General features: G+C 62.1%; 23 protein-coding genes. 11 read left to right on the top strand and 12 right to left on the bottom strand.

The window, feature by feature from the left end:
- Positions 1-6: 6 nt before the first annotated feature.
- The 3 genes from ABR948_RS18230 to ABR948_RS18220 all read right to left on the bottom strand — a co-directional run bounded on the left by ABR948_RS18230 (position 7) and on the right by ABR948_RS18220 (position 4,875).
- Entirely contained in the window at positions 7-1,980 is a 1,974-nt protein-coding gene (locus ABR948_RS18230; RefSeq protein WP_428120387.1) for a potassium transporter Kup, read from the bottom strand.
- A gap of 92 nt (positions 1,981-2,072) precedes the next feature.
- Positions 2,073-3,515, bottom strand: coding sequence for a caspase family protein (locus ABR948_RS18225; RefSeq protein WP_428120385.1), 1,443 nt, complete (start codon positions 3,513-3,515; stop codon positions 2,073-2,075).
- Positions 3,516-3,687: 172 nt separating this feature from the next.
- Positions 3,688-4,875, bottom strand: coding sequence for an MFS transporter (locus tag ABR948_RS18220; RefSeq protein WP_428120383.1), 1,188 nt, complete (start codon positions 4,873-4,875; stop codon positions 3,688-3,690).
- Positions 4,876-4,949: 74 nt separating this feature from the next.
- Here ABR948_RS18220 and ABR948_RS18215 point away from each other — a divergent pair, with 74 nt between their 5' ends.
- A complete protein-coding gene (locus tag ABR948_RS18215) occupies positions 4,950-5,750 on the top strand; it encodes an AraC family transcriptional regulator (protein ID WP_428120381.1) in 801 nt (266 codons plus the stop codon).
- 271 nt (positions 5,751-6,021) lie between these two features.
- Positions 6,022-7,305, top strand: a complete 1,284-nt coding sequence (locus tag ABR948_RS18210; RefSeq protein ID WP_428120379.1) for a malonyl-CoA decarboxylase domain-containing protein — start codon at positions 6,022-6,024, stop codon at positions 7,303-7,305.
- 40 nt (positions 7,306-7,345) lie between these two features.
- Here ABR948_RS18210 and ABR948_RS18205 read toward each other — a convergent pair whose 3' ends face one another.
- The 9 genes from ABR948_RS18205 to ABR948_RS18165 all read right to left on the bottom strand — a co-directional run bounded on the left by ABR948_RS18205 (position 7,346) and on the right by ABR948_RS18165 (position 15,965).
- On the bottom strand, positions 7,346-8,035 hold the full coding sequence (locus ABR948_RS18205) for a Fe2+-dependent dioxygenase (protein ID WP_428120377.1): 690 nt from the start codon (positions 8,033-8,035) through the stop codon (positions 7,346-7,348).
- A gap of 11 nt (positions 8,036-8,046) precedes the next feature.
- Entirely contained in the window at positions 8,047-10,623 is a 2,577-nt protein-coding gene (locus ABR948_RS18200) for a TonB-dependent receptor (protein WP_428120375.1), read from the bottom strand.
- A 239-nt stretch (positions 10,624-10,862) separates the two neighbouring features.
- On the bottom strand, positions 10,863-11,102 hold the full coding sequence (locus tag ABR948_RS18195; RefSeq protein WP_428120373.1) for a baseplate J/gp47 family protein: 240 nt from the start codon (positions 11,100-11,102) through the stop codon (positions 10,863-10,865).
- A gap of 249 nt (positions 11,103-11,351) precedes the next feature.
- Positions 11,352-11,600, bottom strand: a complete 249-nt coding sequence (locus tag ABR948_RS18190; protein ID WP_428120371.1) for a DUF3297 family protein — start codon at positions 11,598-11,600, stop codon at positions 11,352-11,354.
- A gap of 17 nt (positions 11,601-11,617) precedes the next feature.
- Positions 11,618-12,094 carry a glutathione peroxidase gene (locus ABR948_RS18185; RefSeq protein WP_428120369.1) on the bottom strand — a complete coding sequence of 159 codons (477 nt, stop codon included), beginning with the start codon at positions 12,092-12,094 and terminating at the stop codon, positions 11,618-11,620.
- Positions 12,095-12,125: 31 nt separating this feature from the next.
- The gene (locus ABR948_RS18180; protein WP_428120367.1) at positions 12,126-13,526 is read right to left on the bottom strand and encodes an amidase family protein; all 1,401 of its coding nucleotides are present in this window, start codon (positions 13,524-13,526) and stop codon (positions 12,126-12,128) included.
- Positions 13,527-13,636: 110 nt separating this feature from the next.
- Positions 13,637-14,206 (bottom strand): c-type cytochrome, encoded by a 570-nt coding sequence (locus ABR948_RS18175; protein ID WP_428120365.1) that lies wholly within the window; start codon positions 14,204-14,206, stop codon positions 13,637-13,639.
- A gap of 90 nt (positions 14,207-14,296) precedes the next feature.
- Positions 14,297-15,562: a PQQ-dependent sugar dehydrogenase gene (locus ABR948_RS18170; RefSeq protein ID WP_428120363.1), complete on the bottom strand. Its 1,266-nt coding sequence runs from the start codon at positions 15,560-15,562 to the stop codon at positions 14,297-14,299.
- Between the two features lie 151 nt (positions 15,563-15,713).
- Positions 15,714-15,965 (bottom strand): DUF6894 family protein, encoded by a 252-nt coding sequence (locus tag ABR948_RS18165; RefSeq protein WP_428120361.1) that lies wholly within the window; start codon positions 15,963-15,965, stop codon positions 15,714-15,716.
- A 301-nt stretch (positions 15,966-16,266) separates the two neighbouring features.
- On the opposite strand from ABR948_RS18165, the gene pqqA reads away from it, so the two are divergent.
- The 9 genes from pqqA to ABR948_RS18120 form a co-directional block, all read left to right on the top strand.
- The gene (gene pqqA / locus ABR948_RS18160; RefSeq protein WP_012029362.1) at positions 16,267-16,347 is read left to right on the top strand and encodes a pyrroloquinoline quinone precursor peptide PqqA; all 81 of its coding nucleotides are present in this window, start codon (positions 16,267-16,269) and stop codon (positions 16,345-16,347) included.
- Positions 16,348-16,524: 177 nt separating this feature from the next.
- The gene (gene pqqB, locus ABR948_RS18155; RefSeq protein WP_428120359.1) at positions 16,525-17,454 is read left to right on the top strand and encodes a pyrroloquinoline quinone biosynthesis protein PqqB; all 930 of its coding nucleotides are present in this window, start codon (positions 16,525-16,527) and stop codon (positions 17,452-17,454) included.
- Between the two features lie 20 nt (positions 17,455-17,474).
- Positions 17,475-18,230 (top strand): pyrroloquinoline-quinone synthase PqqC, encoded by a 756-nt coding sequence (gene pqqC / locus ABR948_RS18150; RefSeq protein ID WP_428120411.1) that lies wholly within the window; start codon positions 17,475-17,477, stop codon positions 18,228-18,230.
- A gap of 17 nt (positions 18,231-18,247) precedes the next feature.
- Positions 18,248-18,559 (top strand): pyrroloquinoline quinone biosynthesis peptide chaperone PqqD, encoded by a 312-nt coding sequence (gene pqqD, locus ABR948_RS18145; RefSeq protein ID WP_428120357.1) that lies wholly within the window; start codon positions 18,248-18,250, stop codon positions 18,557-18,559.
- Positions 18,556-19,764 carry a pyrroloquinoline quinone biosynthesis protein PqqE gene (pqqE, locus tag ABR948_RS18140; protein WP_428120355.1) on the top strand — a complete coding sequence of 403 codons (1,209 nt, stop codon included), beginning with the start codon at positions 18,556-18,558 and terminating at the stop codon, positions 19,762-19,764. Before pqqD ends, pqqE begins: the two co-directional genes overlap by 4 nt.
- Positions 19,754-20,755, top strand: coding sequence for a prolyl aminopeptidase (gene pip, locus ABR948_RS18135; protein ID WP_428120353.1), 1,002 nt, complete (start codon positions 19,754-19,756; stop codon positions 20,753-20,755). Before pqqE ends, pip begins: the two co-directional genes overlap by 11 nt.
- 12 nt (positions 20,756-20,767) lie before the next feature.
- On the top strand, positions 20,768-21,448 hold the full coding sequence (locus ABR948_RS18130; RefSeq protein ID WP_428120351.1) for a hypothetical protein: 681 nt from the start codon (positions 20,768-20,770) through the stop codon (positions 21,446-21,448).
- 215 nt (positions 21,449-21,663) lie between these two features.
- Entirely contained in the window at positions 21,664-23,463 is a 1,800-nt protein-coding gene (locus ABR948_RS18125; RefSeq protein WP_428120349.1) for an FAD-dependent oxidoreductase, read from the top strand.
- Positions 23,433-23,758 (top strand): 2-oxoacid:ferredoxin oxidoreductase subunit gamma family protein (locus tag ABR948_RS18120; protein ID WP_428120347.1); only part of this gene is annotated, 326 nt, incomplete at its 3' end. The genes ABR948_RS18125 and ABR948_RS18120, both read left to right, overlap by 31 nt.

Raw genomic sequence — 23,758 nt, 5'->3', positions numbered from 1 at the left:
GTCGGCTCAGATATCCGCCCGAAACCCCACCTCGATGATGGCGTCGTCCGGTATCTTGAAGAAATCGGGCGCGCGGCTCGCGATCCGGTTGAGGAACGAGAAAATCGAAAAAGACACCGGATCCATCGACGACCCCACCTCGCGGCGAACGATGGTCTCATGCCCGATGTAGTAATTCTTGTGATCGAGATCGGCATCGAAACCGAGCCGGTTGCAGTTGATCAGGCTGAGCGGAATATCCGGCGTCTGCATGAATCCCAGCCTGACCTGAATCCGGTAGAAGCCGTGGCCAAGACGATGCACCGAATGACGTTCGTGAAACGGCACCCGCGGCCGGCGGTCGGACACGAACGTCAACAGCACCACGGTCGCATGCAGGACCCGGTTGTGCTCGATATGACGCAGCAGCATCGGCGAGGCGCCGTGCTCGACCTTGGTCAGCCACACCCCCATGCCCGGCGCCCGGCCGATGCAGGCGGTGTCGGCGTATTCGAGAAACGCCTTGAGCGGCATCGACATCGCCTGGAGACGATGTCGTACTTCCGAAGCGCCCTTGCGCCAGGACAGCATCAGCGCCGCGATCAGCGTGCCGATGATGAGCGGAAACCAGCCGCCTTCGACGATCTTGATCGAGTTCGACACCAAGAAGGTAGCGTCGATCGCGCCGAAGATCGCGATGACGGGGATCGCGACGCCCGGCGACCATCGCCACCGTGACACCGCCACGTGATAGAGCAGGATCGTGGTGATCAGCATGGTGCCGGACACCGCGATGCCATAGGCCGCCGCCAGATTGTCGGATGACCGAAACAGCACGACGGTCAGCAAGGTGCCGGTCATCAACAGCCAGTTGGCGGCGGGGACATAGATCTGGCCTGCCTCGTCGAACGAGGTCGGGACGATCTGGGCGCGGGGGCTCAGCCCCATCTGCATGGCCTGCCGCGTCAGCGAGAACACGCCGGAGATCAGCGCCTGTGAGGCGATCACGGTCGCCAGCGCCGCCAGCACCACCATCGGGATCAGCGCCCAGCCCGGCGCCAATTTGTAGAACGGATTATCGGCCGCGGCGGGATCGGCCAGGATCAGCGCGCCCTGCCCGAAATAATTCAGCAGCAGGGCCGGCAGTACCAACCCGAACCAGGCCCGGCGGATCGCGGTGGCGCCGACATGGCCCATATCGGCGTACAGCGCCTCGCCGCCGGTGAGCGCCAGGAACACCGCGCCGATCACGACAAATGAAATCCTGGGATCGGCGATCAGAAAGCGCGCGGCCTCGAGCGGATTGATCGCGCCCAGAATCGACGGCGCCATCCAGATGTTGGCGGCGCCGAGCGCGCCGATGACAACAAACCAGACCACCATGACCGGGCCGAACAGCTTGCCGATGCCGCCGGTGCCGTGGCGCTGGATCACGAACAGTCCGATCAGAACCGCGATCGTGGCCGGCACGATGAAATGTTCAAACGACGGCGCAACCAGCTTCAACCCTTCCATCGCCGAGAGCACCGAGATCGCCGGTGTGATCACGCCGTCGCCGTAGAGCAACGAGGCGCCGACCACGCCGAGCAGCACGAGTGCCGGAAGCCTGGCCCCATCGGCCACCTGTTCGGCGCCGACCAGAGAGAGCAATGCCAGGATGCCGCCTTCGCCGTCATTGTCGGCGCGCAGCACGAAGACCACATATTTGAGCGACACCATCATCGTCAGCGCCCAAAGAATGAGCGAGACGATCCCGAGAACGTCGGCTGGCGTCGGAACGGGATGGCCGATGCCGGTCAGCGCTACCTGGAACGCGTAGAGCGGGCTGGTCCCGATGTCGCCAAAGACGACGCCGAGCGCCGTCAGCGCTAAAAACCAGGGGCTGCCCGCATGATGAAGGTATTTGGCCTGGTCGAGGGCCGCCTCCGATGGACTGGGGCCGGAATCGGAAACTGAACGGTCGACCAGGCCGCCGACCGGGGCACTCGATGGCACATCCATATGAACCTCACGACAAGACCACGCTGTCTGAGCTCGTGAGTTCAGCATTCAAGATTTAGGCCATAAGGGCGCCGTCCAAACAATGAACGGAGCTATCTCCGACCGCCGCCGCCATAGCCGCCGCCACCGCCGCGTCCGCCGAAACCGCCAAAACCGCCGCCATAGCCGATACCGCCTCCGACCACGACACCGGGCGAAACATAACCGGGCGCCGGGCCGACGTCTTCTTCATCATAAACTTGGGGCCTCTTTCGTTTCGGCGGCGTCTTATCGACCCGCCGGGTCGGCGGCGCTGGCTCTACTTTTTTGAGGAGCGGCGGCGTCGGCGTAATCGGGGTGGAGCATGGGCAGGTCGGCCCCAGCGCGACATTGGTTGGTGGCACGAGTGCCGCGTTGGCATTGAGCGAACGGTTGCGGACGCGCTCCTGCATCTTGCGCGCGGTGGCCGCCAGATCGCTGCTCGCATAGCTCGCCAGGAACGTCTCGAACGACGCCGCCGTATTGGTCGCGACGGCGGCTTCCCAGGCCAGCATCTCGCGCCGGCGTTCCAGCAGCGAGCGCACCCGCGCCGTATAGGACGATTGCGCAAACAGCGCGGTGTAGGCCTCGTAGGCCGCGACCGAGTCATCCGCGATCACCAGATCGTAGGCAACCTTCGGCTCCTTGCCCACGAGATCCCTGCGCCAGTCGTCGGCGCTCCGCGGCGCCGGCGTCGCCGGCTTCGGCGTGGCCGCGCTCTGGCTGGAATCCCCGTCGCCGGGAAAGAACTTGAAGTCGGCCGTCAGCGATGAACTTTCCCAGGGAACCTGCCGGCCGTCGGTGGCCTGGTTCACCGCGACACGGACCCGCTTGAAGGCTTCCTCGATCGGCAGATTTGGCTCCTTGGCGACCGCGAGCACCGCGGTCGTATAGGGGCTGTCGTCGCCGCTGCCATCTTCCGCTTCCGCGCCCGGCGAGGTCGAAAAGGAAATGAACGAACCGGATGCACCGGCCTTGGTATCGACGATCGCGAGCCCGTGGCCCGTGGTCTGGTGGAGCGCCGGGAACGGGTTGTTGCGGCAGGCATCCAGCATGACGATGCGCATCCGTGTCGGCAGCGCCCCCAATGTGTTCATGAGATCGTTGAGCCGGACCGCCTGCAGCGGAATATCGGCCTCGCGCTTGGGATCGACATCGACCGGCACCAGATAATTCTCGCCGTCGACCTGCAGCCCGTGGCCGGCATAGAATACCAGCGCCACCGTATCGGGTCCGCTCAAAGCCACCTTGGCGGCAAAGTCGCTGATGGTCTGGCGCATGTCGTTCTGCGCCAGATCGGGAGCCGCGGTGACGTCGAAGCCGGCATGGCCGAGCAAGTCAGCCATTCGCTTGCCGTCATTGGCGGCATTGGGCAGCGCCGGCACCGCGCGATAGGCCGACTGGCCGATGACGAGCGCCACGCGGCTTTCGGCCAACGCGACATGAACCGCGCCGATCTGGAGCAACAGCAAAAGCGCGGACTTGAATAAAAGATCGCGAAAAACAGGACGGCGCATCGTAACACCTCCATCGCAATGAATTTCATTGCATGATGGCAGCTTTCCTACATCCGCGACAATGCGACATATGTGAGCTACCTCACAGCAGAGCGGGAAGCCCTGACAAAAAGAAAGACAGCAGACCTGTCCAGGCTATGTCCGAGGCCAGGAACAGGCGCGAGATTCGTGCTCACCGCATTTCATTCGCGCCCGCCGCCGGCACCTTGATCTCGGTAGGCAGGATGATCGCCGCCGCGATCACCAGCAGACACAACCCCGCGAAGGCGTGCAGCATGGTGACGAAGCCGCCCTGCTGGTACAGCCATGCCACCAGCCCCACCGATGCGCCGGCGGCGGTGAAGCCGACGAAATAGCGCACCGCATAGGCGCGCGAACGCCATTCCTCGCTGGTGTATTTGCCGACCATGGCGTCGTTGACGGTGACCTGGCCGAACGCGCCCATCACGATGCCGATCGAAACCAGGATCAGCGGCAGGTTCGACAAGGTCGCCGCCATGTACAAAAACGGCGCCAGCACGAACGACAACGGCAGCGAGACCGCCTTCAGCGAATGGCGGTCGATCAGTTTGCCGATGGTGTATTGCGTCATCGCGCCGAACACATAGACAAAGGCCGCGATCACGCCGAGCAGCGCCGGACTTGCGGTCAGATCGGCCAGCCGTTCCGCGAACAGTTTCGGCAGCGCGACCGTGACCGCATTGAAGGTGGTGGATATCGCGATCACCACAATCAACAGCGCCGCGATCACCCGCCACATATCCTGCTTGGCCACCCGCGCCTGGGCCGCGGCCTGTCTGAAGCCCGAGCGATCCTCGTGAACGATTGTGCGTATGAAGGCTATGCCGATCAGGATCGTGACGATGCCCGGAATGACAAAAGCCCAGCGCCAGCCGAGATACTGGCCGACCACGCCGGTGACCAGCGCCGACGACGCCACGCCGAGATTGCCCCACACACCATTGAGACCCATCTCGCGCCCGAGGCTGTCGGCGTAGGACACGATCATGGCGGTGCCGACGGGATGATAGATCGAGGCGAACAGGCCGATCGACAGCAGTGCCGCGCCGAGCTGCAGCGGCGTCTGCACCAGGCCGACCGCGATCATGGAGACGCCGATACCGACAAAGAAGATCACCATCATATGGCGGCGGCTCCAGCGGTCGCCGAGCCAGCCGGTCAACAGCGAACCCGCGCCGAAGGCGACGAAGCCCGGGGTGGCGTAAGGCAACAGCTCGGAATAGGCCATGCCGAGTGCCGGCCCCATCACGATCACAGCGGCGGCGAAGATCAGCATCGAATAATGGTCGATAAAATGCGCGGCGTTGACGAAGCCGATTACCCGGACGGGGCTGTTCATGAAGATTTCCTTGGGACGTTTTCTGCAATGTTCTGAAATAGGTTATAGAGTCATGTCCTGACGGGATGTGGCCAATGAGTATCGCCGAAACGCCAATCGCTGCCATCAGGGGAAGCCGCCCTTTACCGGGCGACGGCGTCCATCTGGTCGCGCGCCATTACAAGAAGGGCGTGCGGCTCGACCCCCACATGCACCGCGAGGCGCAGCTGGTGTATGCGGCCCGCGGCACCATGCAGGTCACAACGCCGAAGGGACGCTGGCTGGTGCCGCCGGACCGCGCGGTGTGGGTACCGGCGCGATCGGAACATGCCATCGACGTGCTGGCGGATATCGAGATGCGCACGCTGTATTTCGATCTGGCGTGGCTTGAGCGCGAGGAGCGCAGCCGGAGCCTGGACGCAGAATTCGTGGTGCGGGTGTCGCGCCTGCTGCACGAGGCCATTCTGGCGCTGTTCGACGGCCACAACGATCCTGATCGTACCGATTTGCTGGTCAGGCTGGCCCTGCTTGAGCTGCATCACGCCGAGGATTCCGCGACCTTCATTCCGCTGCCGCATGAACCGCGCTGCCGGCGCGCGGCCAACATCGTGCTCGGCGATCCCACCGGTTCGCACGAGATCGAAACGCTGGCGCGCGAGGTCGGGACTTCGGCGCGGACGCTGTCGCGGCTGTTCTCGATGGAAACCCAGCTGAGTTTCAAAAGCTGGTGCCAGCGCGCGCGAATCGCGGCGGCGATCGAAAAACTGTCGACGCAGACCAATGTCTCGGTCAAACAACTCGCCGCCGACCTCGGCTATGCGAGTGTCCCGGCGTTTTCACACGCATTCCGGCAGGTCACCGGCAAGACCCCGACCGAATTTGCGGACAAGGAATGAGGGACGATGCGCGGCCGATGGCTGGCTGCCGTTCCAGCCAAGAATCGTCATTACCCGCGAAAGCGGGTAATCCAAGTACACACCGGCGATTACTGGATGCCCCGCTGGAGCCTGTCATCGGGCGGCGCGCGCGCCGACCCGTTGGCGGGGCATGACGGTTTTTCGTGCAGGGCTATTGTTTTACGCTCTTCCGTCATGCGCTTGATTGTGATCCCCTTTGCCTTAAATCCCATGTAACAATTCCGCCTGGTTTGGATATAACCCTCCCGACATGACCAGCAACGCCTTCTTCTCCGATCTTCTCGCCTCGATTTCCGAGCGTGGCCGCATTTTGCTTCGCCGCGCCGGATCGTCCGACGCCAAACAGGACGCCTCCGACCTGATCCAGCTGTGCGAGGCCCTGTTGTCGGGCCGCGGCGAGGCTTCCGGCACCGCGATGGCGCGCGAAGTGCTCGATCGCTACCATGACCTCGACGAGACCGGCCGTTTGTCGTTCTTCGGGGACCTTGCCCGCAATTACGGCCCGGACCGCGAACGGCTGGCGCACGCGATCGAGAGCTGGCGGGCACAACCCAATGACGCCGACGCCAGCGACCTGCATTTTGCCTCCGATCTGATGAACGGCGACAAGGACCTCGCGGCGCTCGACCGCGACGTCGTGCATTTGCTGGCCTCATGGTTCAACAGGGGGTTTCTCGTGCTGCGCAGGATCGACTGGTCGACGCCGGCGAATATTCTGGAAAAGATCATCCGCTACGAGGCGGTGCATGAGATCCGCGACTGGGACGATCTGCGCCGCCGCATCGATCCCATCGACCGGCGTTGCTATGCCTTCTTTCATCCCGCGCTGGTCGACGAGCCCCTGATCTTCGTCGAAGTGGCGCTGACGGAATCGATTCCAGGCGCCATCGCGCCGCTGCTTGCCGAAGACCGCCAGCCGGTTCCGATCGAGCGCGCCCGCACCGCCGTGTTCTATTCGATCTCCAACACGCAACGCGGCCTGGGGGGAATTTCCTTCGGCAATTTCCTGATCAAGCAGGTGGTCGAGGAGTTGCGGCGCGAATTGCCGAAGCTGGAGAATTTCGTCACGCTGTCGCCGGTGCCGGGCTTCATGCACTGGGTGAAGCAGGCGAGCGACGTTCCCGTATCCGGTGAGGACCGGACGCTGCTCGAACAACTTGAAAACCCCGACTGGTTCGAGAATAGCGAACTGGCGGCGCAATTGCGTACGGTTCTTGAGCCTTTGGCGGCCTATTACTTTCTGAAAGCGCGCACGCCGAAGGGCCGGCTGATCGATTCGGTGGCGCGATTCCATCTCGGTAATGGCGCGCGGCTGGAGCGGATCGACTGGCTCGGCGACCTCTCCCCGAAGGGCTTGCGCGAATCCGCCGGCTTCATGGTCAACTATCTCTATCGCCTCGAGGATATCGAGAAGAACCACGAGGCCTACGCCAACCAGGGCACGGTCGCGGCTTCCAGTGCCGTGAAAAAGCTGTTGAAGACCGAAGGCCGGCGATTGCTGGACATGCGGCTGTCGTCATTTTCGGCGGACTGATCGTCCCTGGAAATACGACCGGTTCAGACTTTGACCCCAATCAGACTTCTGCCCAAGTGCGGATCAGATTGTGATAGATGCCGGTCAGTTTGACCGTCTCGGGATCATCGCGTCCGAGCCGCTCCACCAGGGCCTGTATGGCGGTGTCGAGATCGAAGATCAGGCTGCGGGCATGGGCATCCCGGATCATGCTCTGCAGCCAGAAAAACGAGGCGACACGCAGGCCTCGCGTCACCGGCGTGACCATGTGCAGGCTGGATGCGGGATAGACCACGAGGTCGCCGGCCGGCAGCTTGATCTCATGGGAGCCGTAGGCGTCCTCAACCACCAGTTCACCGCCGTCATACTCGTCCGGTTCGGAGAGAAACAGCGTGACCGACAGATCGGTCCGGATCCGCAACCCGGTCAAATGATCGCCGCGCACGGCGTTATCGACATGGATGCCGAAATGGTGCCCGTCCGAGGCCGCATAGCGGTTGAACAGCGGCGGAAAGATCTGCAGCGGGATTGCCGCCGAAATGAACCGCGGATTGGCCGTCAGCGCCGAGACGATGCGGCGGCCGAGCTGGCGCGAGATTTCGTTGTCCGGCGGCAATTGTTCGTTGCGCTTCACCAGCGCCGATTGCGCGCCGGCGGTCGAGCGGCCGTCCTCCCACGCGCAATCGTCCATAATGCGGCGGAAATCCACCACCTCATTCTTGGCCAGTACATTGGGGACGCAGATCAGCATGACATCGACACTCAGAACCGCGCCGAGAGCATCACCGACGCCGTGCGGCCAGGCGCTTCCAGAGTGAACGGCGCCGCACTTTGATAAAACGCGGTGTAATAGAGCTTGTTGAAGATGTTGTTGACGAACAGCTTCGCAGTCCAGTTCTTGTCGATCTTCGCCTCCGCGAACGTATCGAAACGCCAGAAGCTCGGCAGCGAGGTGCCCTGGTTGGCGGCGAGCAGGGTGCCACCGTACATCTTGGAACGATAGACGGCCTGTCCGCCAACCTCCCACCTGTCGTCGATCTGATATTTGCTGAGCAGGCTGAACGACTGATTGGCGATGTTGGCCAGCGGCAGGCCGACATTGGTCGAGTAAAGAGCGGGATCGGCTGGCGGCACCAGCGACTTCGTCACCTCCGACTTCATCAGCACCAGGCCGCCGAACACGCTCCATTTGTCCGTGATCTTGCCGGTGACTTCGAGATCGATGCCGCGGATCTGATAGGCTGCGCCGGCGCTGATGCAAGGCTGCGTACCCCCTATCGCAGTATTATAGGGGCAAGCTGCCGTCTGGTTTGCTGTTGAGGTGACGTTCACCGACTCTCGCGCATTGGTGACGTCGGTCTGGAATAGCGCGCCACTCACGAGCAAATGGCGTTGAAACAACTCCCACTTATTGCCGACCTCGATCGCGGTGTTCTTTATCGGCCCAAATATCTGGTTCGAACCCCCATTGATGACCGGCGCAAGTCCGCCGTAAGCTGCGCTGGTACCGTCGAATTCGGAGCCCACCGGATCAGACGACGTGGCGTAGGCAACATAAACGCTGGTAATCGGCAGCGGCTTCAGCGTGAGGCCCAGATTGAAGTTCGGCATATCAAACTGCGCAGCTTGCGAACCAAAGAGACCCGCGACCGAGCCCGACGTGCCGTAACCACTGGCTTTGATGCCGTAGTCGTCCAAGCGGATGCCGCCATTGAGGATGACCAGATCGCGGTAATTGGCGGAATCGAGCAGGTAGCCGCTCGTCGTGTCGATCGCGATTTGCGTCGGCTTCCCCGTGAGCGTGGGCGTCGTCGAGAACGGCGCGAAGGTGTATTGCGGATTGGTGATGCTCACATTGGTTGGCGACCCGCTGCTGTTGAACGCACCAAGCCCAGCAGTTCCTTCGGAGCTCAGGCCGGTATATGTATCGATGCTGGAAGTTTCGCGCGAGACTTCGACGCCGGCGACCGCGGTGTGGTGCCAGTTGCCGGTATCGAATTTGTACGTGAACTCGCTCTGGTTGGCGACGACGTCGGTTGGCTGATACCGGCTCAGCGTGTTGGCGGTCAGCGTGTTCGCCGCAACAACGGATGACTCCGGAATCGTGCCGATGTAATTGAGCAGCGACTCCGACCCCCGAATCTTGTCGCTAAAGGTCAGGTCGGGAGTGATCTTTACTTCGGTGTTGATCGTGGCGATATCCTGATGGACCTCGAAGAAATCGCGGTTGACGAAGCCGTAAAAATTGTCGCGATTGACACCATACTCCGGGGCCGGGCCGCCGGCGGTGGTCGTATATTGACCGGCGGCGTTGGTGGGTCCCGTCCGGAGGTACGGCACGCCAAAGTCCGGCAATCCGTGGATGTCGGTGTGAACGTAGTCCGCGGTGACCTTCAACGCATCGACGGGTTTCCACGTCATGGCAACGAAGCCGCCGCCGCGATCGTCGGTGGCATAGCTGCGGCCGGCGACATCGGAGTCCTGAAACACGCCGCCGGCGCGGATCGCCAGCATTGGATTGATCACCTGATTGACATCGAGCGTAACGCGCGCGCCGGGATCGGTCGATAACGTCGTATCCATATTATAGAAGCTCTTTTCGGTGGTCGCCTGCTTGGTGACGATATTGATCGCGCCACCGGTAGTGCCGCGTCCGGCGAACGACGAGCCCGGCCCGCGCAGGATCTCGATCTGCTCGGTAAAGAAATTCTCGCGGACGCTGACGCCGGAATCGCGCACCCCGTCGATGAAGACGTCATTGCGGGTGTCGAAGCCGCGAACGAAAAACCGGTCGCCGAAGGCGTTGCCACCCTCGCCGGTCCCGAGCGTCACGCCGGCGGCGTTCAGGACCGCCTGCTTCAGCGAAGTGGCATTCTCATCTGCCAGCACGTCCTTGCTGATCACGGTGACGGTCTTCGGCGTGTTCAGCAATGGTTCGGGAAATTTGCCAGACGCCTGGATGTGGTCGACCTTGTAGGGCGCCGCTGCATCCGCGTAGGGATTGCGGTCCGCGCTCAGGCCGCCGGCATTGGGAAACGGCACTGCCGCGGGCTGCGAACGGCGCGCCGCGCGCCGCAGCGCGTTGCGCGCCCTGACCTGTTGCGGTGACGGCGCCGACGCGGCGGGACGCGGGCGCGCCACCGGCGCATCGACCGTTACCGGCGGAAGGTTTGATTGCTGCGCTTCGGCGCCTGAGAACGAGGCCACCGCGACCAGCCCGGCGACCGCGGAGACTTTTCGGCCGGAGTAATTTTCAAACTTGGCATTTTCAAATTTGGCGTTGACCGAGTTCATCGCCACGTTCGAACGCAGCGACCTCGGTGCTTTGACTTGATTCATTTCACTCGCCCCTGACCGAACTGAATTTTCGCATGCAGTTGATCTGCATCGAGCCCACAGCGGTTGGTATCGAGCGAAAAATTTCGGGTCAATGCGACGAGGGCGCCAGGATGTTTGAATCCATCCAGATCAAATCGATTCTAATCTCAGGATTGAAATCGTTCTAAATCGAATTTGAAGTCGTTCTAAACAGCGAACCAGAAGTGCCCGTGAACCGGGGCTTTCTGGTAATCCACCAATCAATCGACGCTGGGCGGCTTCATCAGGGAAAACAACTCGTCGATGGCTTTTTGCGCGCTCTGCCGCACCCGATCGGTATTGTCCATTCCCGCGATATTGATTCCGCTCACCACCGCTTTGATCTCGTCGCGAAAATCGGTGAGAAACCGCAACGGGTCGGGCGAATTGTTGGCGACGCGCGCAATCAGGCCCGTGATCAACAGCTGGCAGGCGATCATGCGTCCGTTCAATTCATCCATCATTCGCCCCGATTGAACCCTCATCGCGAGGTCATACTGCGTTGATCGCGACACCCGCATGCCGTCGACACCCGCGCTGGTCTTAGTACATGCCAGCGAGCTTCGGGCTACAGCGGAGTTCGGCTCTTCGATTAATTCTAAAACGACAAAGGCCCCTTTCGGGGCCCTCGTCGAACAAGCAATCGTTAAAGAGTCACAATGCGATGAGCTGGAGTACGTCGTCGCTATTGCCGCTCGCGATGACGAAAATCAGGACGCGGGCTTGCTGCGGAAATACGGCTCGACCGGGCCGTGAACCTTGATCGTGAGCGGGTTGCCGTAACGATCCTTTGCGGCGCCCGCGGTGACGCGGACCCAGCCCTCGCTGACGCAATATTCCTCGACGTTGGTTTTCTCGACGCCCTTGAAGCGAATGCCGACGTCGCGCGCCAGAATCTCTTCATTGTAGTAAGGGCTTTTCGGATCGCTCGAGAGCCGATCGGGCAATTGGTCGGTCATGGCTTCGTTCTTCTCGTTCACAGCAACGCCTCGATTTCCTTTGTGAGTGCTTCCGGAGTTGTCGTCGGCGCGTGCCGCGCGGCCACCTTGCCGGAACGATCAACCAGGAATTTGGTGAAATTCCATTTGATCGACGCGCCGAGCAGTCCGGATTTTTCGCTCTTGAGATATTGATACAGCGGATGCGCATCGCCGCCATTAACGTCGATCTTGGCAAACATCGGAAAGCTGACCGCGTAATTGCTGGTGCAGAATTGCTCGATTTGCGCGGCATCGCCGGGCTCCTGGCCCCCGAACTGGTTGCAGGGAAAGCCGAGAACCGAAAAGCCGCGCGGACCAAGCGTACGCTGCAGCGCCTCGAGCCCCTTGTATTGCGGGGTAAATCCGCAGGCGCTCGCGGTGTTGACGATCAGGAGAACCTGACCTTCGTATCGCTTCAGCGGAACGGCCTCGCCGGCAAGCGACGTCGCCGTGAAATCGTAAATGCCTGCCATCGTGCTTCCTTCACACCCTTCGGAAATTCGTTCAGCCTGCGGGGTCGACCGGCGCCGACGGCGTTCCACCGGCTTCAATCGCCTCGCCCGCGAGCAAACAGAGATCCTCGCGGAAGCGACCGGAAACCACCTGAACACCGACGGGGACGCGGCCGACCAGACCTGTCGAGACCGTTAGCGCAGGCAGCCCCATGAAGGGAATAGCAATTTGCGTCAACTGGGCGCGCCATACCCGCGCGAACGAGGCGTCATCGCGCAGATCGAGGCCGTCCGGGAACGGCAATTCACCGGATACCGGCATCAGCAGAACCGAATAAGTCTCAAGGAACAGCAGCCATTCCCGCGCCAATGTCGCCCGCCGCGTCAGAACCCTGGATAGCGTCGTGGCGTCGAACGGGAAAACCTTGGCGCGGTTGCCGCGCAGGCAGGCGAGCGCGCCGGGATCGCCTTCGCGCTCGGCCGCGTCGAGCTGCGCTTCATAGCCATCGCCGATCCAGAGTTTGGTCTGGAGCTCCGCGGCCTCGCGCAGCGGCGGCGTTGTCGTGATTTCTTCGACCACCCATCCCGCATGCTGCAGCCGCTTGGCCGCATCCGCGACAGCCGCCTTCACCTCGGCGACGGGCTCGAGCCCGTCCGGCGCAAGGCACACCGCCGCCCGCTTCGGCATCGCCGGTCCTTCGAGTGGCGCCGATACCCACCAGGGATCGCGCATGTCCGGGGCGGACATCGCCGCCAGCGCGATCCTGAGATCGCCGATGGTGCGCGCCAGCGGACCGGAAACCGCCGAGATCTGCGGCCCGATCGGGCGTTCGGGCAGCGACGCATTGAAGGCCGCGACGCGGCCAACGGTCGGGCGCAGGCCGTGAACGCCACAGGCATAGGCCGGGTAACGAATCGAGCCGGCGATATCGGTACCATGCGCGATATGGCCGATGCCCGCGGCGACCGCCGCTCCCGCGCCGCCGGATGAGCCACCCGGCGTAACGCCGGGATCACGCGGATTTTTGGTGTCGCCATGGATCAGGTTGGTGGTGAACCAGCGATAGGAAAACGCCGGGCAGTTGGTCCGCCCCAGAATAACGGCACCGGCCTTGCGCAGATTGTCCACCACGGGACTGTTGCTGTGCGCGATCACATCGCGCTGCAGCTTGAGGCCGTTGGTGGTGGCAAAGCCTTGCTGATCGATATTCGCCTTGACGGTGACGGGCACCCCCGCCAGCGCACCGACATCTTCGTGGCGCGCGATCGCCGCATCGATGGCCCCGGCCTGTGCCAGCACCTCTTCGGGCCGATGGTCGACAACCGCATTGATCGACGGGTTCACGGCGTCCAACCGGGTCAGCGCGGCGAAAGCCGCCTCCTTGGCTGAAACCTTCTTCGACCTGATCAGCGTAGCGAGTTCAGCAGCCGGCAGACGCCAGAGACCATCCATGACCAACTCCCTTGGATCGCCCATGTTGTAACGCCGCCGCCGGGGCAGCGCCATACCGCAGGGCTGCAAGGTTGATCCAGGGTTCAATGGCGAGGTTCAATGGAAAGACTCTAGCGCGCCCGGGCGAGAAAATAAGCCAGATCGGCGATCTGATCCGTGGTCACCGGCTGCAGCACCTCCGCCATGGTGCCATCATAGCCGTGACGGCTGTTGTCCTTGTATTCCCGCATGGTCTTGGCGAGATAATCCTCACGCTGGTCGGCGAGGCGCGGGACATTGTCCTTGCCGGAAAAATCGGGATTGTGGCAGGTATTGCAGCGGTGCTGCTGCACCAGCGCCTGGGCACGCGCCATTCGCGCGGGATCGCCGGCGTCGGCCGGGGGCGCGGGCTTGGGCAGCGTGGCAATGAAATCGGAAAAGGTGCGAAGGTCGTCATCGGTGAATGCCTTCGCCATCTCGTTCATCGGCTCGAAGCTGCGCAGCTTTTCGCGAAACATGAACAGCTGGATCAACGCATAAGGCGCCTGCTGCCCGCCGAGCGACGGGGTATTTTCGGTTTCGGACTGTCCGTGCTCGCCGTGACAGGCAAAACAGGTAGCGGCACGCTCCTGAACGGTCTCCGCGCCCGCCGGAAAAGCCACGGACGCCAATACCAGCGCCATTATTATTTTTCTTCGCATCGACCCATCCTTGGGGAACACAATCTTGGGGGAACACAGTCCAAAGAAAATCGGGGGCAGCGGGCGCTGCCCCCGATCATTATCTCATGCTTACTGCGCGGCGACCTTCTGCTTGCCGTAGCTGATGCGATAGACGGCGCCGTTCCAGTCGTCGGAGACCAGCAACGAACCATCTTTCAGCTGCATCACATCGACCGGACGACCAACATATTTGTTGTCTTGCAGGAAGCCCGTGATGAACGGTTCTATCGACTTGACCGTGCCGTCCTTGTTCAGTTTGACGGAGACGACGTCGCCGCCGAATTTATTGGACCGGTTCCAGGAACCGTGCCGGGCCACGAAGATGGTATTCTTGTAGCTCTTCGGGAACATGTTGCCGGTATAGAACCGCATCCCGAGCGCGGCCGCATGCGGCCCCATCAAGCCAACCGGAGGCGTGAATTCGCTGCAGGAATGTCCCCAGCCGAATTCAGGGTCCGGAATATTGCCCTGGTAGCAGTACGGCGCGCCGAAATCCTCGCCGACCTTGGTAATGCGGTTGAGTTTGTCCTGCGGAACGTCTTCCGACAACCAGTCACGGCCGTTATCGGTAAAGTACATTTGCTTGTTTTCGGGATTCCAGTCGAACCCGACGGTGTTGCGAACGCCGAGCGCAACCACTTCCGCGCCGGTGCCGTCGAGATTGATCCGCCGGATCTGGCCGTGCGCATCGTCATGCAGGACGTTGTTGCCGGGCTGTCCGACCGGAACATAGAGCTTGTTGTCGGGCCCGATGGCGATGAACTTCCAGCCGTGGGCTTCATCCTTCGGCAGATTGTCGTAAATCACCGTCGGCTTCGGCGGGCTGTCGAGATTATCTTCGATCTTCTCGATCTTGGAAACCTTCGAGAGTTCGGCGATGTACAACGTACCATCCTTGAACGCGACGCCGTTGGGCCGGTAGAGGCCCGAGGCCACGATCTTGACCGATCGCTTGCCGTCCTTGTTGACGATGGCATAGACCTTGTCGACCGTGCGGCTGCCGACAAACACCGTGCCCTTGTCGCCTTCGGCCAGCGAACGCGCGTTCGCCATGCCGGCGGCATAGACCTCGATATTGAAGCCGGCCGGCACTTTAAGCATGGCCAACGGCAATTTGTCCGGCGCGGCTGCAATCGGCGGCGCCGCAACGGGCGCAAGCTTGGCCGCGGCTTCGCTGTCCGGCCGCCCGATCAGAGGCGACCCTGGCGGCAGCGCCGGCGCGGCCGCCGCAGCGGGCGGGCTGGCCGGCTGCTGCGCGGCAGCGCCAAATGTCATAGCTCCGAAAAAGGCGCCAGCCAGCAGCAGGCTGCGCGGCGCCGATGAGTAGATCCTCATAATGTTCTCCCCTTTGTGGAAGCCCTTAATCCTTAGCGCGGGCAAGCACCCTGCCCGCGCCGGTGGTCTTCGTGTGGACACTCTTCAATATTTTTCCGTCGGGACGCAATCGGAAACATTTGCGCAACTGCCGGGAATAACGGCGGTGATATCAATGCTTCGTGACGTCCGACACGTCGTGCAGCGCCTCGGTAAAGGGAAACTCCAGCACGATCTCGCCGGCATCGTCGGTCACCTCGAGGATCGCATTCACGAGGCCCGCTTCCATGGCTTCGGTCCTGAGCAGTTCCCGGATCATGGCGCGGGCGACTTCCCAGGCGCGATCGGGGTCGCGCAAGTCCTCGCCCTCGGGATCGGAGATCAGCTCATCGCCGATCCGCGTGTTGAAGAAATATCTGGGCATCGGCCGTAACCACTTCCTTAGGACAGCCTCCGGACCGGCGCCGGCGACATCTCACAAGATCTTTATCCGGAGCGCGTCGCGCCGGATCGCACCGGCATCCGCTTCCGGGTTTCTAGCCCCAGCAATGAACCCGTTGAATCCCACATTGTTTTGACGATCGCCCGCACAAAACCGTGAATTTCTATTGCGATGCAGCATAAAAACGGCGGGTTTATAACAAAAGATTTCACTGGCGAACTTTTCGATCCGCGCTACCTTAACTACTGGGCGGAGTTCGTCCGGTTTGACAAGGAGAGCCAAAATGGCCTGGAAAGCACCGAAAATCGTCGAAGTGCCGGTCGGCATGGAAATCAACATGTATGCGTGCGCCGCCCGCAAGTAAGCGGCTGCGACAGCATTACGTTTTAACGCAGGTGGACCTCCGGGCATGACGCATCCCTGATTTCGGGGCTGTGGCTGTGTCTGGGTCCACCTTCGAAGTTTGTTGTGTCGCTTGAAGCTTGTTGTGTAGCTTAAAGTCTTCAGTTCGAAGCCTTAGAAAATTTCCAGGAGACGGATCATGCTTCGCGTCGTCGTCCTGGGCGCCGCGGCGGGTGGTGGCGTTCCACAGTGGAATTGCGGCTGTCCGGTCTGTCTGGCGGCGCGAACCGAACACCCCGAACTCAGAAGTACCCAGGCTTCGATTGCGATCAGCGCCGATGGCGATCACTGGTTTTTGATCAATGCGTCTCCCGATCTGCGTCAGCAGTTGATCGCGACACCGCAGCTTCACCCCGCCGCCGGGAAGCTTCGTCACAGTCCGATCGCGGGCGTCGTTCTGACCAACGGCGAGATCGACGCGGTCGCGGGTCTGTTGTCGATGCGCGAAGGCTGGCCCTTCACGATCTACGCGCACGCCAAAGTGCTGGCGATCCTGAAGACCAACAGCGTCTTCAACGTGCTCAGCGAAACAAACGTGCGGCGTCGGCCGATCGAACAGGACGAGGCGTTCGAGCCGACACTGCCCGACGGCTCACCCTGCGGCATCGAGATTTTGCCGTTCGCCGTGGCCGGCAAAAGCGCATGGTATCTGGAAGGCGAGGCACATCCCGCGGGCGACACCGGTGCCGGCGACACGCTGGGGCTTCGCATCCGCGACCAGGCGACGGGCAGGTTCTTCTATTTTCTCGCCGCCTGCGCCGACGTGTCCGACGAACTCAAGTCCCGCCTCAAGGGCGCGCCGTTGATCTTTTTCGATGGCACAGTGTGGCGCGATGACGAATTGATTACGGCTGGCCTCGGCAACAAGACCGGGCAACGCATGGGACACATCGCCATGTCAGGCGATGCCGGCGCGATCGCCGCCCTGGCCGGTCTTGATATCGACAGGAAGGTATTTCTGCATATCAACAATTCCAATCCGGCACTGCTGCGCGATTCCGCGGAGCGCAAGATGGCGGAGCGCGCGGGCTGGCAAATTCCAGCCGATGGAACGGAGTTTACGCTGTGAATGCCAGGGTCTCCAACCAGATGACGGCTTTTTCCCTGGGCAGGGATGTCGCGCTCGACAGCGCCGCGGAACTGGAAGCCGCACTGCGCCACATCGGCGCGACCCGCTATCACAATCTGCATCCGTTTCACCGGCTGCTGCACGGCGGCAAGCTCAACAAGGGCCAGGTGCAGGCCTGGGCGCTGAACCGCTATTATTACCAGAGCACGATTCCCATCAAGGACGCTGTGGTGATCTCGCGCTTCCGCGACCGCGCCACCAGGGTCGAATGGCGGCACCGGATAGAGGATCATGACGGCAATATCGGCACCGAAGGCGGCATCGAACGCTGGCTGAAGCTGACCGAAGGCCTTGGCCTCGACAGCGCCTATGTGGAATCCGCCGAAGGCATTCTTCCCGCGACGCGCTTTGCGGTGGATGCCTATGTGCACTTCGTCCGCGACAAGACCCCGCTCGAGGCGATCGCCTCCTCGCTGACGGAACTGTTCGCGCCGAACCTGCATGAAGAACGCATCTCGGGCATGCTGGCGCATTACGATTTCGTCAACCCTGATATCATGAGCTATTTCAGCCGGCGGCTGACGCAGGCGCCGCGCGACGCCAATTTCGCGCTCGATTATGTCAGGAACCATGCGACCACGCCGGCGGAGCGCGAGGCGGTCTGCAACGCGCTGATCTTCAAGACCAATGTGCTATGGGTTCAGCTCGACGCGCTGTATCATGCCTATGTCGACGGGCATGTGCCGCCGGGCGCGTTTGTGCCCAAGGCAAGTTGAGCGCGAGAGGCGAAACGATGGCAGGCTCACGCAATATCAGCGTCAGCGAGGCGAGCCGGCCGGTTCTGCCGCGACATGCCAAGCTGAAATTCGATGAAACAAGGCAGGTCTGGGTGATCCTGGCGCCGGAGCGCGTGCTGGCGCCGGACGAGATCGCGGTGGAGGTGCTGCAACTGTGCGACGGCGTTCGCAGCGTCGCGGCTATGATCGACCAGCTCGCCGAAAAATATGCCGCCGACCGCAGTGCGATCGCCACCGACGTCATCGCCATGCTGCAGGACCTTGCCGACAAGGGATTTCTTACCGAAGCGCGCGAGAAGACCTCATGAGCCCAACGCTGACCGATGCCGGTATAGCCGCCAGCGATCCCAGGGACGGGCTCGCGGCGCTGGAAAAGCGCGGCACGACCGCGGAAACCTTTGGCATCCCGCTCGCGGTGCTGGCCGAGCTGACGCATCGCTGCCCGCTGCAATGCCCTTATTGCTCCAATCCGGTGGAGCTCGATCGCGGCGGCAGCGAACTCACCACCGAGGAATGGAAGAAGGTTCTCTCTGAATTGGCCGAGATCGGCGTGCTGCAGATTCATTTCTCCGGCGGCGAACCCACCGCGCGCAAGGATCTGGTCGAACTGGTCCAGCACGCCAGCGATGTCGGGCTGTATTCCAATCTCATTACTTCCGCCGTGCTGCTGACGCGCGAAAAACTTTCCGCGCTGGCCGATGCCGGGCTGTGCCATGTGCAGATCAGCTTTCAAGGCAACGAACCCGTCGTCGCCGATCGGGTTGCCGGCCTCAAACATGCGCATCAGAAAAAGCTCGAAGTCGCCAAATGGACGCGCGAGCTGGATATGCCGCTGACGGTCAATGCCGTCATGCATCGCCAGAACCTGTTCCAGCTGACGGATATTATCCAGATGGCGGTCGATCTCGACGCCGACCGGCTGGAGGTCGCCAACGTGCAGTATTACGGCTGGGCGCTGAAGAACCGCGCCGCGCTGATGCCCACTCTCGCGCAGATCGAGGAGACCAGCCGCATTGTCGAGGAAGCCGAGGTGCGGCTGAAGGGCATCCTCGCCATCGATTATGTGGTGCCGGATTATTACGCCCTGCGGCCGAAGAAATGCATGGGCGGCTGGGGCCGGCAGTTCTTCAACATCTCGCCCGCTGGAAAGGTGCTGCCCTGCCACGCCGCCGAATCCATCACCGGGCTCGAATTCGAATCGGTGCGGTCCAATCATTCGATCGCCTGGATCTGGCAGAATTCCGAGGCCTTCAACCGCTATCGCGGCACCGGCTGGATGCCGGAGCCATGCCAAAGCTGCGAGTTCAAGGAAATCGATTTCGGCGGTTGCCGCTGCCAGGCTTTCGCGCTGACCGGCGACGCCGGCAATACCGATCCGGCCTGCACGCTGTCGCCGCTGCATGAGAAAATCTTCAAGCTGGCGGAGAGCGAAGCCGCCGGCGACAACAACCGTTTCATCTATCGCAATTTTGCCGGGGGCACGCCCGAGACGGGCGGCGACCATGGCGCCTGACGCCGACGCGGGCAAATCCGCCGGTAAAGCCTCGGGCCACCGTTCCGACCCCTTCGCACCGCTGACATCACAACTGCTGCCGGTCGGCGACGGCCACGAGATTTACGTCGAAACCGTCGGCCGGACCGACGGCATCCCGGCGGTCTATCTGCATGGCGGGCCCGGCAGCGGCTGCCAGCCCGACCACCGCAGGCTGTTCGATCCGGAGCGATTCCACGCGGTGCTGTTCGATCAGCGCGGCGCCGGGCGCAGCCGCCCCAAAGGCCGCCGCGACGCCAACACGCTGCCGCATCTGATCGCGGACATGGAAATGATCCGCGAGCAACATAACATCGCGCGCTGGATGGTCGTCGGCGGCTCATGGGGCGCGACACTGGCGCTTGCCTATGCGCAGGCACATCCCGCGCGAGTCTCGGGGATCGTGCTGCGCGCGACCTTCCTTGGCACCCGCGCCGAGCTCGAAGGCGCCTTTCTCGACGCGCTGCCGCGCTTCTATCCCGGTCTCAATGACGATTTCCTGAGTTTATTGCCGGCGGAGGAGCGCACGGCGCCGCTCGACGCCTATTGGCGCCGCATTCTCGATGCCGATGCCGCGATCCATGGCCCGTTGATCCGCGCCTGGCATGACACCGAACAGATTCTTTCCCAGCATGCGCCGCGACGAAACCGGCTCGATCTCGCGTCATTGCAATCATCCGGCGCCCTGCCCTCGACGCCTTCGATGGAAGCGCATTATTTCCAGAATGACTGCTTCATGCAGCCTGACCAGCTTCTGGCGGAAGCCGATGGGCTCAAGGGCATTCCCGGCATCATCGTGCAGGGCCGCTATGACCTGCTCTGTCCGCCGGCCACCTCACATGCGCTGGCCGCGCGATGGCACGAGGCCGAGATTCGCTTCGTCGAAGACGCCGGCCATTCGCTGTACGATCCCGGCGTCCGCGACGCGGTGATGCGGGCGATCGCGGATCTCGCTTCCATGGTTCGTGGATAAGGATTTCCATAAATGCCGCTCGCCGGAAAAGGCATGCTGCTGACCTCGATGGACATCGATCCCTCGGACGAAGCCGAATTCAACCGATGGTACGACCGCGAACATCTGGAAGAGCGTGTCGCGATCGAGGGCTTCGTTGAGGCGAGGCGCTACATCGCGCATCAAGGCGCGCCGAAATATCTCAGCCTCTATTCGACCGCGACGTTCGAGGTGCTTGATAGCGCTATTTATCGCACCGCATTGGCCAGCCAGACCGATTGGTCCAAAGCGAATATCGCGCGTTTCAAGAACATGATCCGTGCGGTGGCGCGCATCACGGTCAGCCGCGGACAGGGCCGTGGGGCTGTGCTCGGCATCATCCGCCTTCGCCCGTCCGCCGGCGGCGAGGAAAATCTGCGTGCGGCGTTAGAAGATGTGCTCGATCCCGGCCTGTTGGACGGCATCATCTCGATGCATCTGATCGAGAGCGATCCGGTGCTTTCCAAACCGCTCACGGACAACCCGTCTAGTTCCGATCCCGGCGCCGGCGACTGGTTCGTGCTGATCGATGCCACGGATGTGAAGGCCATTCCCGCGGTCACCGCGCGCCTTGAAGAGACCGCCGCGTTCAAATCCGCGGTCATTTCAACCGGCATCTATCGTCTGATGTGGGACCTCGCGAAGAGCGACCTCCCGCCCAGACGCAAGCGTTAATGCTGCACTGCCGCATAGAGCAGCGGCCCTAAAATTAATATTATGCGTTTGCCCGGTAAAAGCTGGAGATCAAGCAAAATTGCCTTTGTGCACCCTCCTGAATGGTTCTAATAAGATAAGCCTATGAGGCCATTCAAAAACCACAAGAACGCCACCTGAGCGTTCCAGAAAAGTAAGGCCGCGCGGTACTCGAGTTTGGCGCGGACAAGGTAGGAATGAAACCGACTGATATCTCGGCGCCCGACTACTTTCACAAAGTGGTCGATTGCCAATGGGCCTGTCCCGCGCATACACCCGTTCCCGAATACATCCGCTTGATCGCTGAAGGCCGCTATAGCGACGCCTACATGATCAATTGGAGATCGAACGTGTTTCCGGGAATTCTCGGCCGCACCTGCGATCGTCCGTGCGAACCTGCATGCCGCCGCGGCCGGGTCGAGGAAACACCAGTCGCGATCTGCCGGCTGAAGCGCGTCGCCGCCGACTTCAAGGACGACGTCAAGCACCGCATGCCGCGGCCTTCACCTGATAACGGCAGGCGCGTCGCGATCGTCGGCGGCGGTCCCGCCTCGCTCACGGTAGCCCGCGACCTCGCGCCGCTCGGGTACCACTGCACCGTGTTCGATTCCGACCCCAAGGCGGGCGGCATGATGCGCACGCAGATTCCGAAATTCCGGTTGCCGGATTCGGTGATCGACGAGGAAACCGATTACATCCTCGATCTCGGCATCGAGTTCAAAGCCGGCCAGCGCATCGACAGCCTGAAGGCGCTGCTCGGCGAGGACTATGACGCGATCTTTGTCGGTTCCGGCGCGCCGCGCGGCCGCGAGCTCGAGATTCCCGGCCGCAAGGAAGCCGCCGCCAATATCCACATCGGCATCGACTGGCTCTCCAGCGTGTCGTTCGGCCATGTCGAGAAGATCGGCCGGCGCGTGATCGTGCTCGGCGGCGGCAATACCGCGATGGACTGCTGCCGCACCGCGCGCCGCCTCGGCGGCGAAGACGTCAAGGTGATCGTGCGTTCCGGCTTCGAGGAGATGAAGGCATCGCCCTGGGAGAAGGAAGACGCCCTTCACGAGGATATTCCGATCCTCAATTTCATGGTGCCGGTCGCATTCACCCATGACAATGGCAAGCTCACCGGCGTCACCTTCCAGAAGGTGAAGGCCGAGTACGACGCCAAAGGCAAGCGCACGCTGGTTCCCTCCGGCGAACGCGACGAGACCATCGCCTGCGATGACGTGCTGGTTGCGGTCGGCCAGGAGAACGCTTTTCCGTGGATCGAGCGCGACTGCGGCGTCGAATTCGACAAATGGGACATGCCCAAGGTCGATCCTAAGACCATGGGTTCGACCAATCCGAAGGTGTTTTTCGGCGGCGACGCCGCGTTCGGCCCCAAGAACATCATCTGGGCGGTGGCGCACGGCCACGATGCGGCGCTCTCGATCCACAAGCTGCTCTCCGGCGAGGACATCACCGAGCGTCCGCTGCCCGAGGTGATCATCTCGTCGCAGAAGATGGGCATCCATGAGTGGAGCTACGACAACGATGTTTCCAGCGACAAGCGCTACAAGGTGCCGCATCGCGACAAGGTCGTCGCGCTGAAGGACATCCGCGCCGAAGTCGAACTCGGCTATGACCTCAAGCTCGCGCTTGGCGAAGCCCAGCGCTGCCTGAACTGCGATATCCAGACCGTGTTCACCGCGCCGCTGTGCATCGAATGCGACGCCTGCGTCGACATCTGCCCGATGGATTGCATCACCTTTACGCAAGATGGCGAGGAAGCCGACCTGCGTGAGCGGCTGAAGGCGCCCTCGCCGCATCTCGACCAGGATCTCTATGTCGCCGACGGTCTCAAGACCGGACGGGTGATGATCAAGGACGAAGACGTCTGCCTGCATTGCGGGCTGTGCGCCGAACGCTGTCCCACCGGCGCGTGGGACATGCAGAAATATCTCATCGACATGACTCACGCGGGTACATCATGCCAGTCCAAAGCCCGATCAGCAGCGTAAACGACTTCGTCGTCCGCTTCGCCAACGTCAACGGCTCGGGTTCGGCCAGCGCCAACGAGCTGTTCGCGCGCGCGATCCTGCGCCACGGCGTTCCGGTGTCGCCGCGCAACATCTTTCCGTCCAACATCCAGGGGCTGCCGACCTGGTACGAGGTGCGGGTCACCGAAGCCGGTCATCTCGGCGCCCGCGGCGGCGTCGACATGATGGTGGCGATGAACCCGCAGACCTGGGACAAGGATCTCGCCTCGATCGAGCCCGGCGGCTATCTGTTCTACGATTCGACCAAGCCGATGCC

This window comes from Bradyrhizobium sp. (genome assembly GCF_050014615.1).
Lineage (GTDB): Bacteria > Pseudomonadota > Alphaproteobacteria > Rhizobiales > Xanthobacteraceae > Bradyrhizobium.
Note: the sequence above shows the minus strand (reverse complement) of the source record. Positions and strands in the feature narration are given on the sequence as shown.

What these genes read in the sequence shown, in the direction of transcription:
- ABR948_RS18230 (WP_428120387.1), bottom strand. Translation starts at nt 1,980, where the DNA reads ATGGATGTGCCATCGAGTGCCCCGGTCGGCGGCCTGGTCGACCGTTCA.
- ABR948_RS18225 (WP_428120385.1), bottom strand. Translation starts at nt 3,515, where the DNA reads ATGCGCCGTCCTGTTTTTCGCGATCTTTTATTCAAGTCCGCGCTTTTG.
- ABR948_RS18220 (WP_428120383.1), bottom strand. Translation starts at nt 4,875, where the DNA reads ATGAACAGCCCCGTCCGGGTAATCGGCTTCGTCAACGCCGCGCATTTT.
- ABR948_RS18215 (WP_428120381.1), top strand. Translation starts at nt 4,950, where the DNA reads ATGAGTATCGCCGAAACGCCAATCGCTGCCATCAGGGGAAGCCGCCCT.
- ABR948_RS18210 (WP_428120379.1), top strand. Translation starts at nt 6,022, where the DNA reads ATGACCAGCAACGCCTTCTTCTCCGATCTTCTCGCCTCGATTTCCGAG.
- ABR948_RS18205 (WP_428120377.1), bottom strand. Translation starts at nt 8,035, where the DNA reads ATGCTGATCTGCGTCCCCAATGTACTGGCCAAGAATGAGGTGGTGGAT.
- ABR948_RS18200 (WP_428120375.1), bottom strand. Translation starts at nt 10,623, where the DNA reads ATGAATCAAGTCAAAGCACCGAGGTCGCTGCGTTCGAACGTGGCGATG.
- ABR948_RS18195 (WP_428120373.1), bottom strand. Translation starts at nt 11,102, where the DNA reads ATGGATGAATTGAACGGACGCATGATCGCCTGCCAGCTGTTGATCACG.
- ABR948_RS18190 (WP_428120371.1), bottom strand. Translation starts at nt 11,600, where the DNA reads ATGACCGACCAATTGCCCGATCGGCTCTCGAGCGATCCGAAAAGCCCT.
- ABR948_RS18185 (WP_428120369.1), bottom strand. Translation starts at nt 12,094, where the DNA reads ATGGCAGGCATTTACGATTTCACGGCGACGTCGCTTGCCGGCGAGGCC.
- ABR948_RS18180 (WP_428120367.1), bottom strand. Translation starts at nt 13,526, where the DNA reads ATGGATGGTCTCTGGCGTCTGCCGGCTGCTGAACTCGCTACGCTGATC.
- ABR948_RS18175 (WP_428120365.1), bottom strand. Translation starts at nt 14,206, where the DNA reads ATGCGAAGAAAAATAATAATGGCGCTGGTATTGGCGTCCGTGGCTTTT.
- ABR948_RS18170 (WP_428120363.1), bottom strand. Translation starts at nt 15,562, where the DNA reads ATGAGGATCTACTCATCGGCGCCGCGCAGCCTGCTGCTGGCTGGCGCC.
- ABR948_RS18165 (WP_428120361.1), bottom strand. Translation starts at nt 15,965, where the DNA reads ATGCCCAGATATTTCTTCAACACGCGGATCGGCGATGAGCTGATCTCC.
- pqqA (WP_012029362.1), top strand. Translation starts at nt 16,267, where the DNA reads ATGGCCTGGAAAGCACCGAAAATCGTCGAAGTGCCGGTCGGCATGGAA.
- pqqB (WP_428120359.1), top strand. Translation starts at nt 16,525, where the DNA reads ATGCTTCGCGTCGTCGTCCTGGGCGCCGCGGCGGGTGGTGGCGTTCCA.
- pqqC (WP_428120411.1), top strand. Translation starts at nt 17,475, where the DNA reads ATGACGGCTTTTTCCCTGGGCAGGGATGTCGCGCTCGACAGCGCCGCG.
- pqqD (WP_428120357.1), top strand. Translation starts at nt 18,248, where the DNA reads ATGGCAGGCTCACGCAATATCAGCGTCAGCGAGGCGAGCCGGCCGGTT.
- pqqE (WP_428120355.1), top strand. Translation starts at nt 18,556, where the DNA reads ATGAGCCCAACGCTGACCGATGCCGGTATAGCCGCCAGCGATCCCAGG.
- pip (WP_428120353.1), top strand. Translation starts at nt 19,754, where the DNA reads ATGGCGCCTGACGCCGACGCGGGCAAATCCGCCGGTAAAGCCTCGGGC.
- ABR948_RS18130 (WP_428120351.1), top strand. Translation starts at nt 20,768, where the DNA reads ATGCCGCTCGCCGGAAAAGGCATGCTGCTGACCTCGATGGACATCGAT.
- ABR948_RS18125 (WP_428120349.1), top strand. Translation starts at nt 21,664, where the DNA reads ATGAAACCGACTGATATCTCGGCGCCCGACTACTTTCACAAAGTGGTC.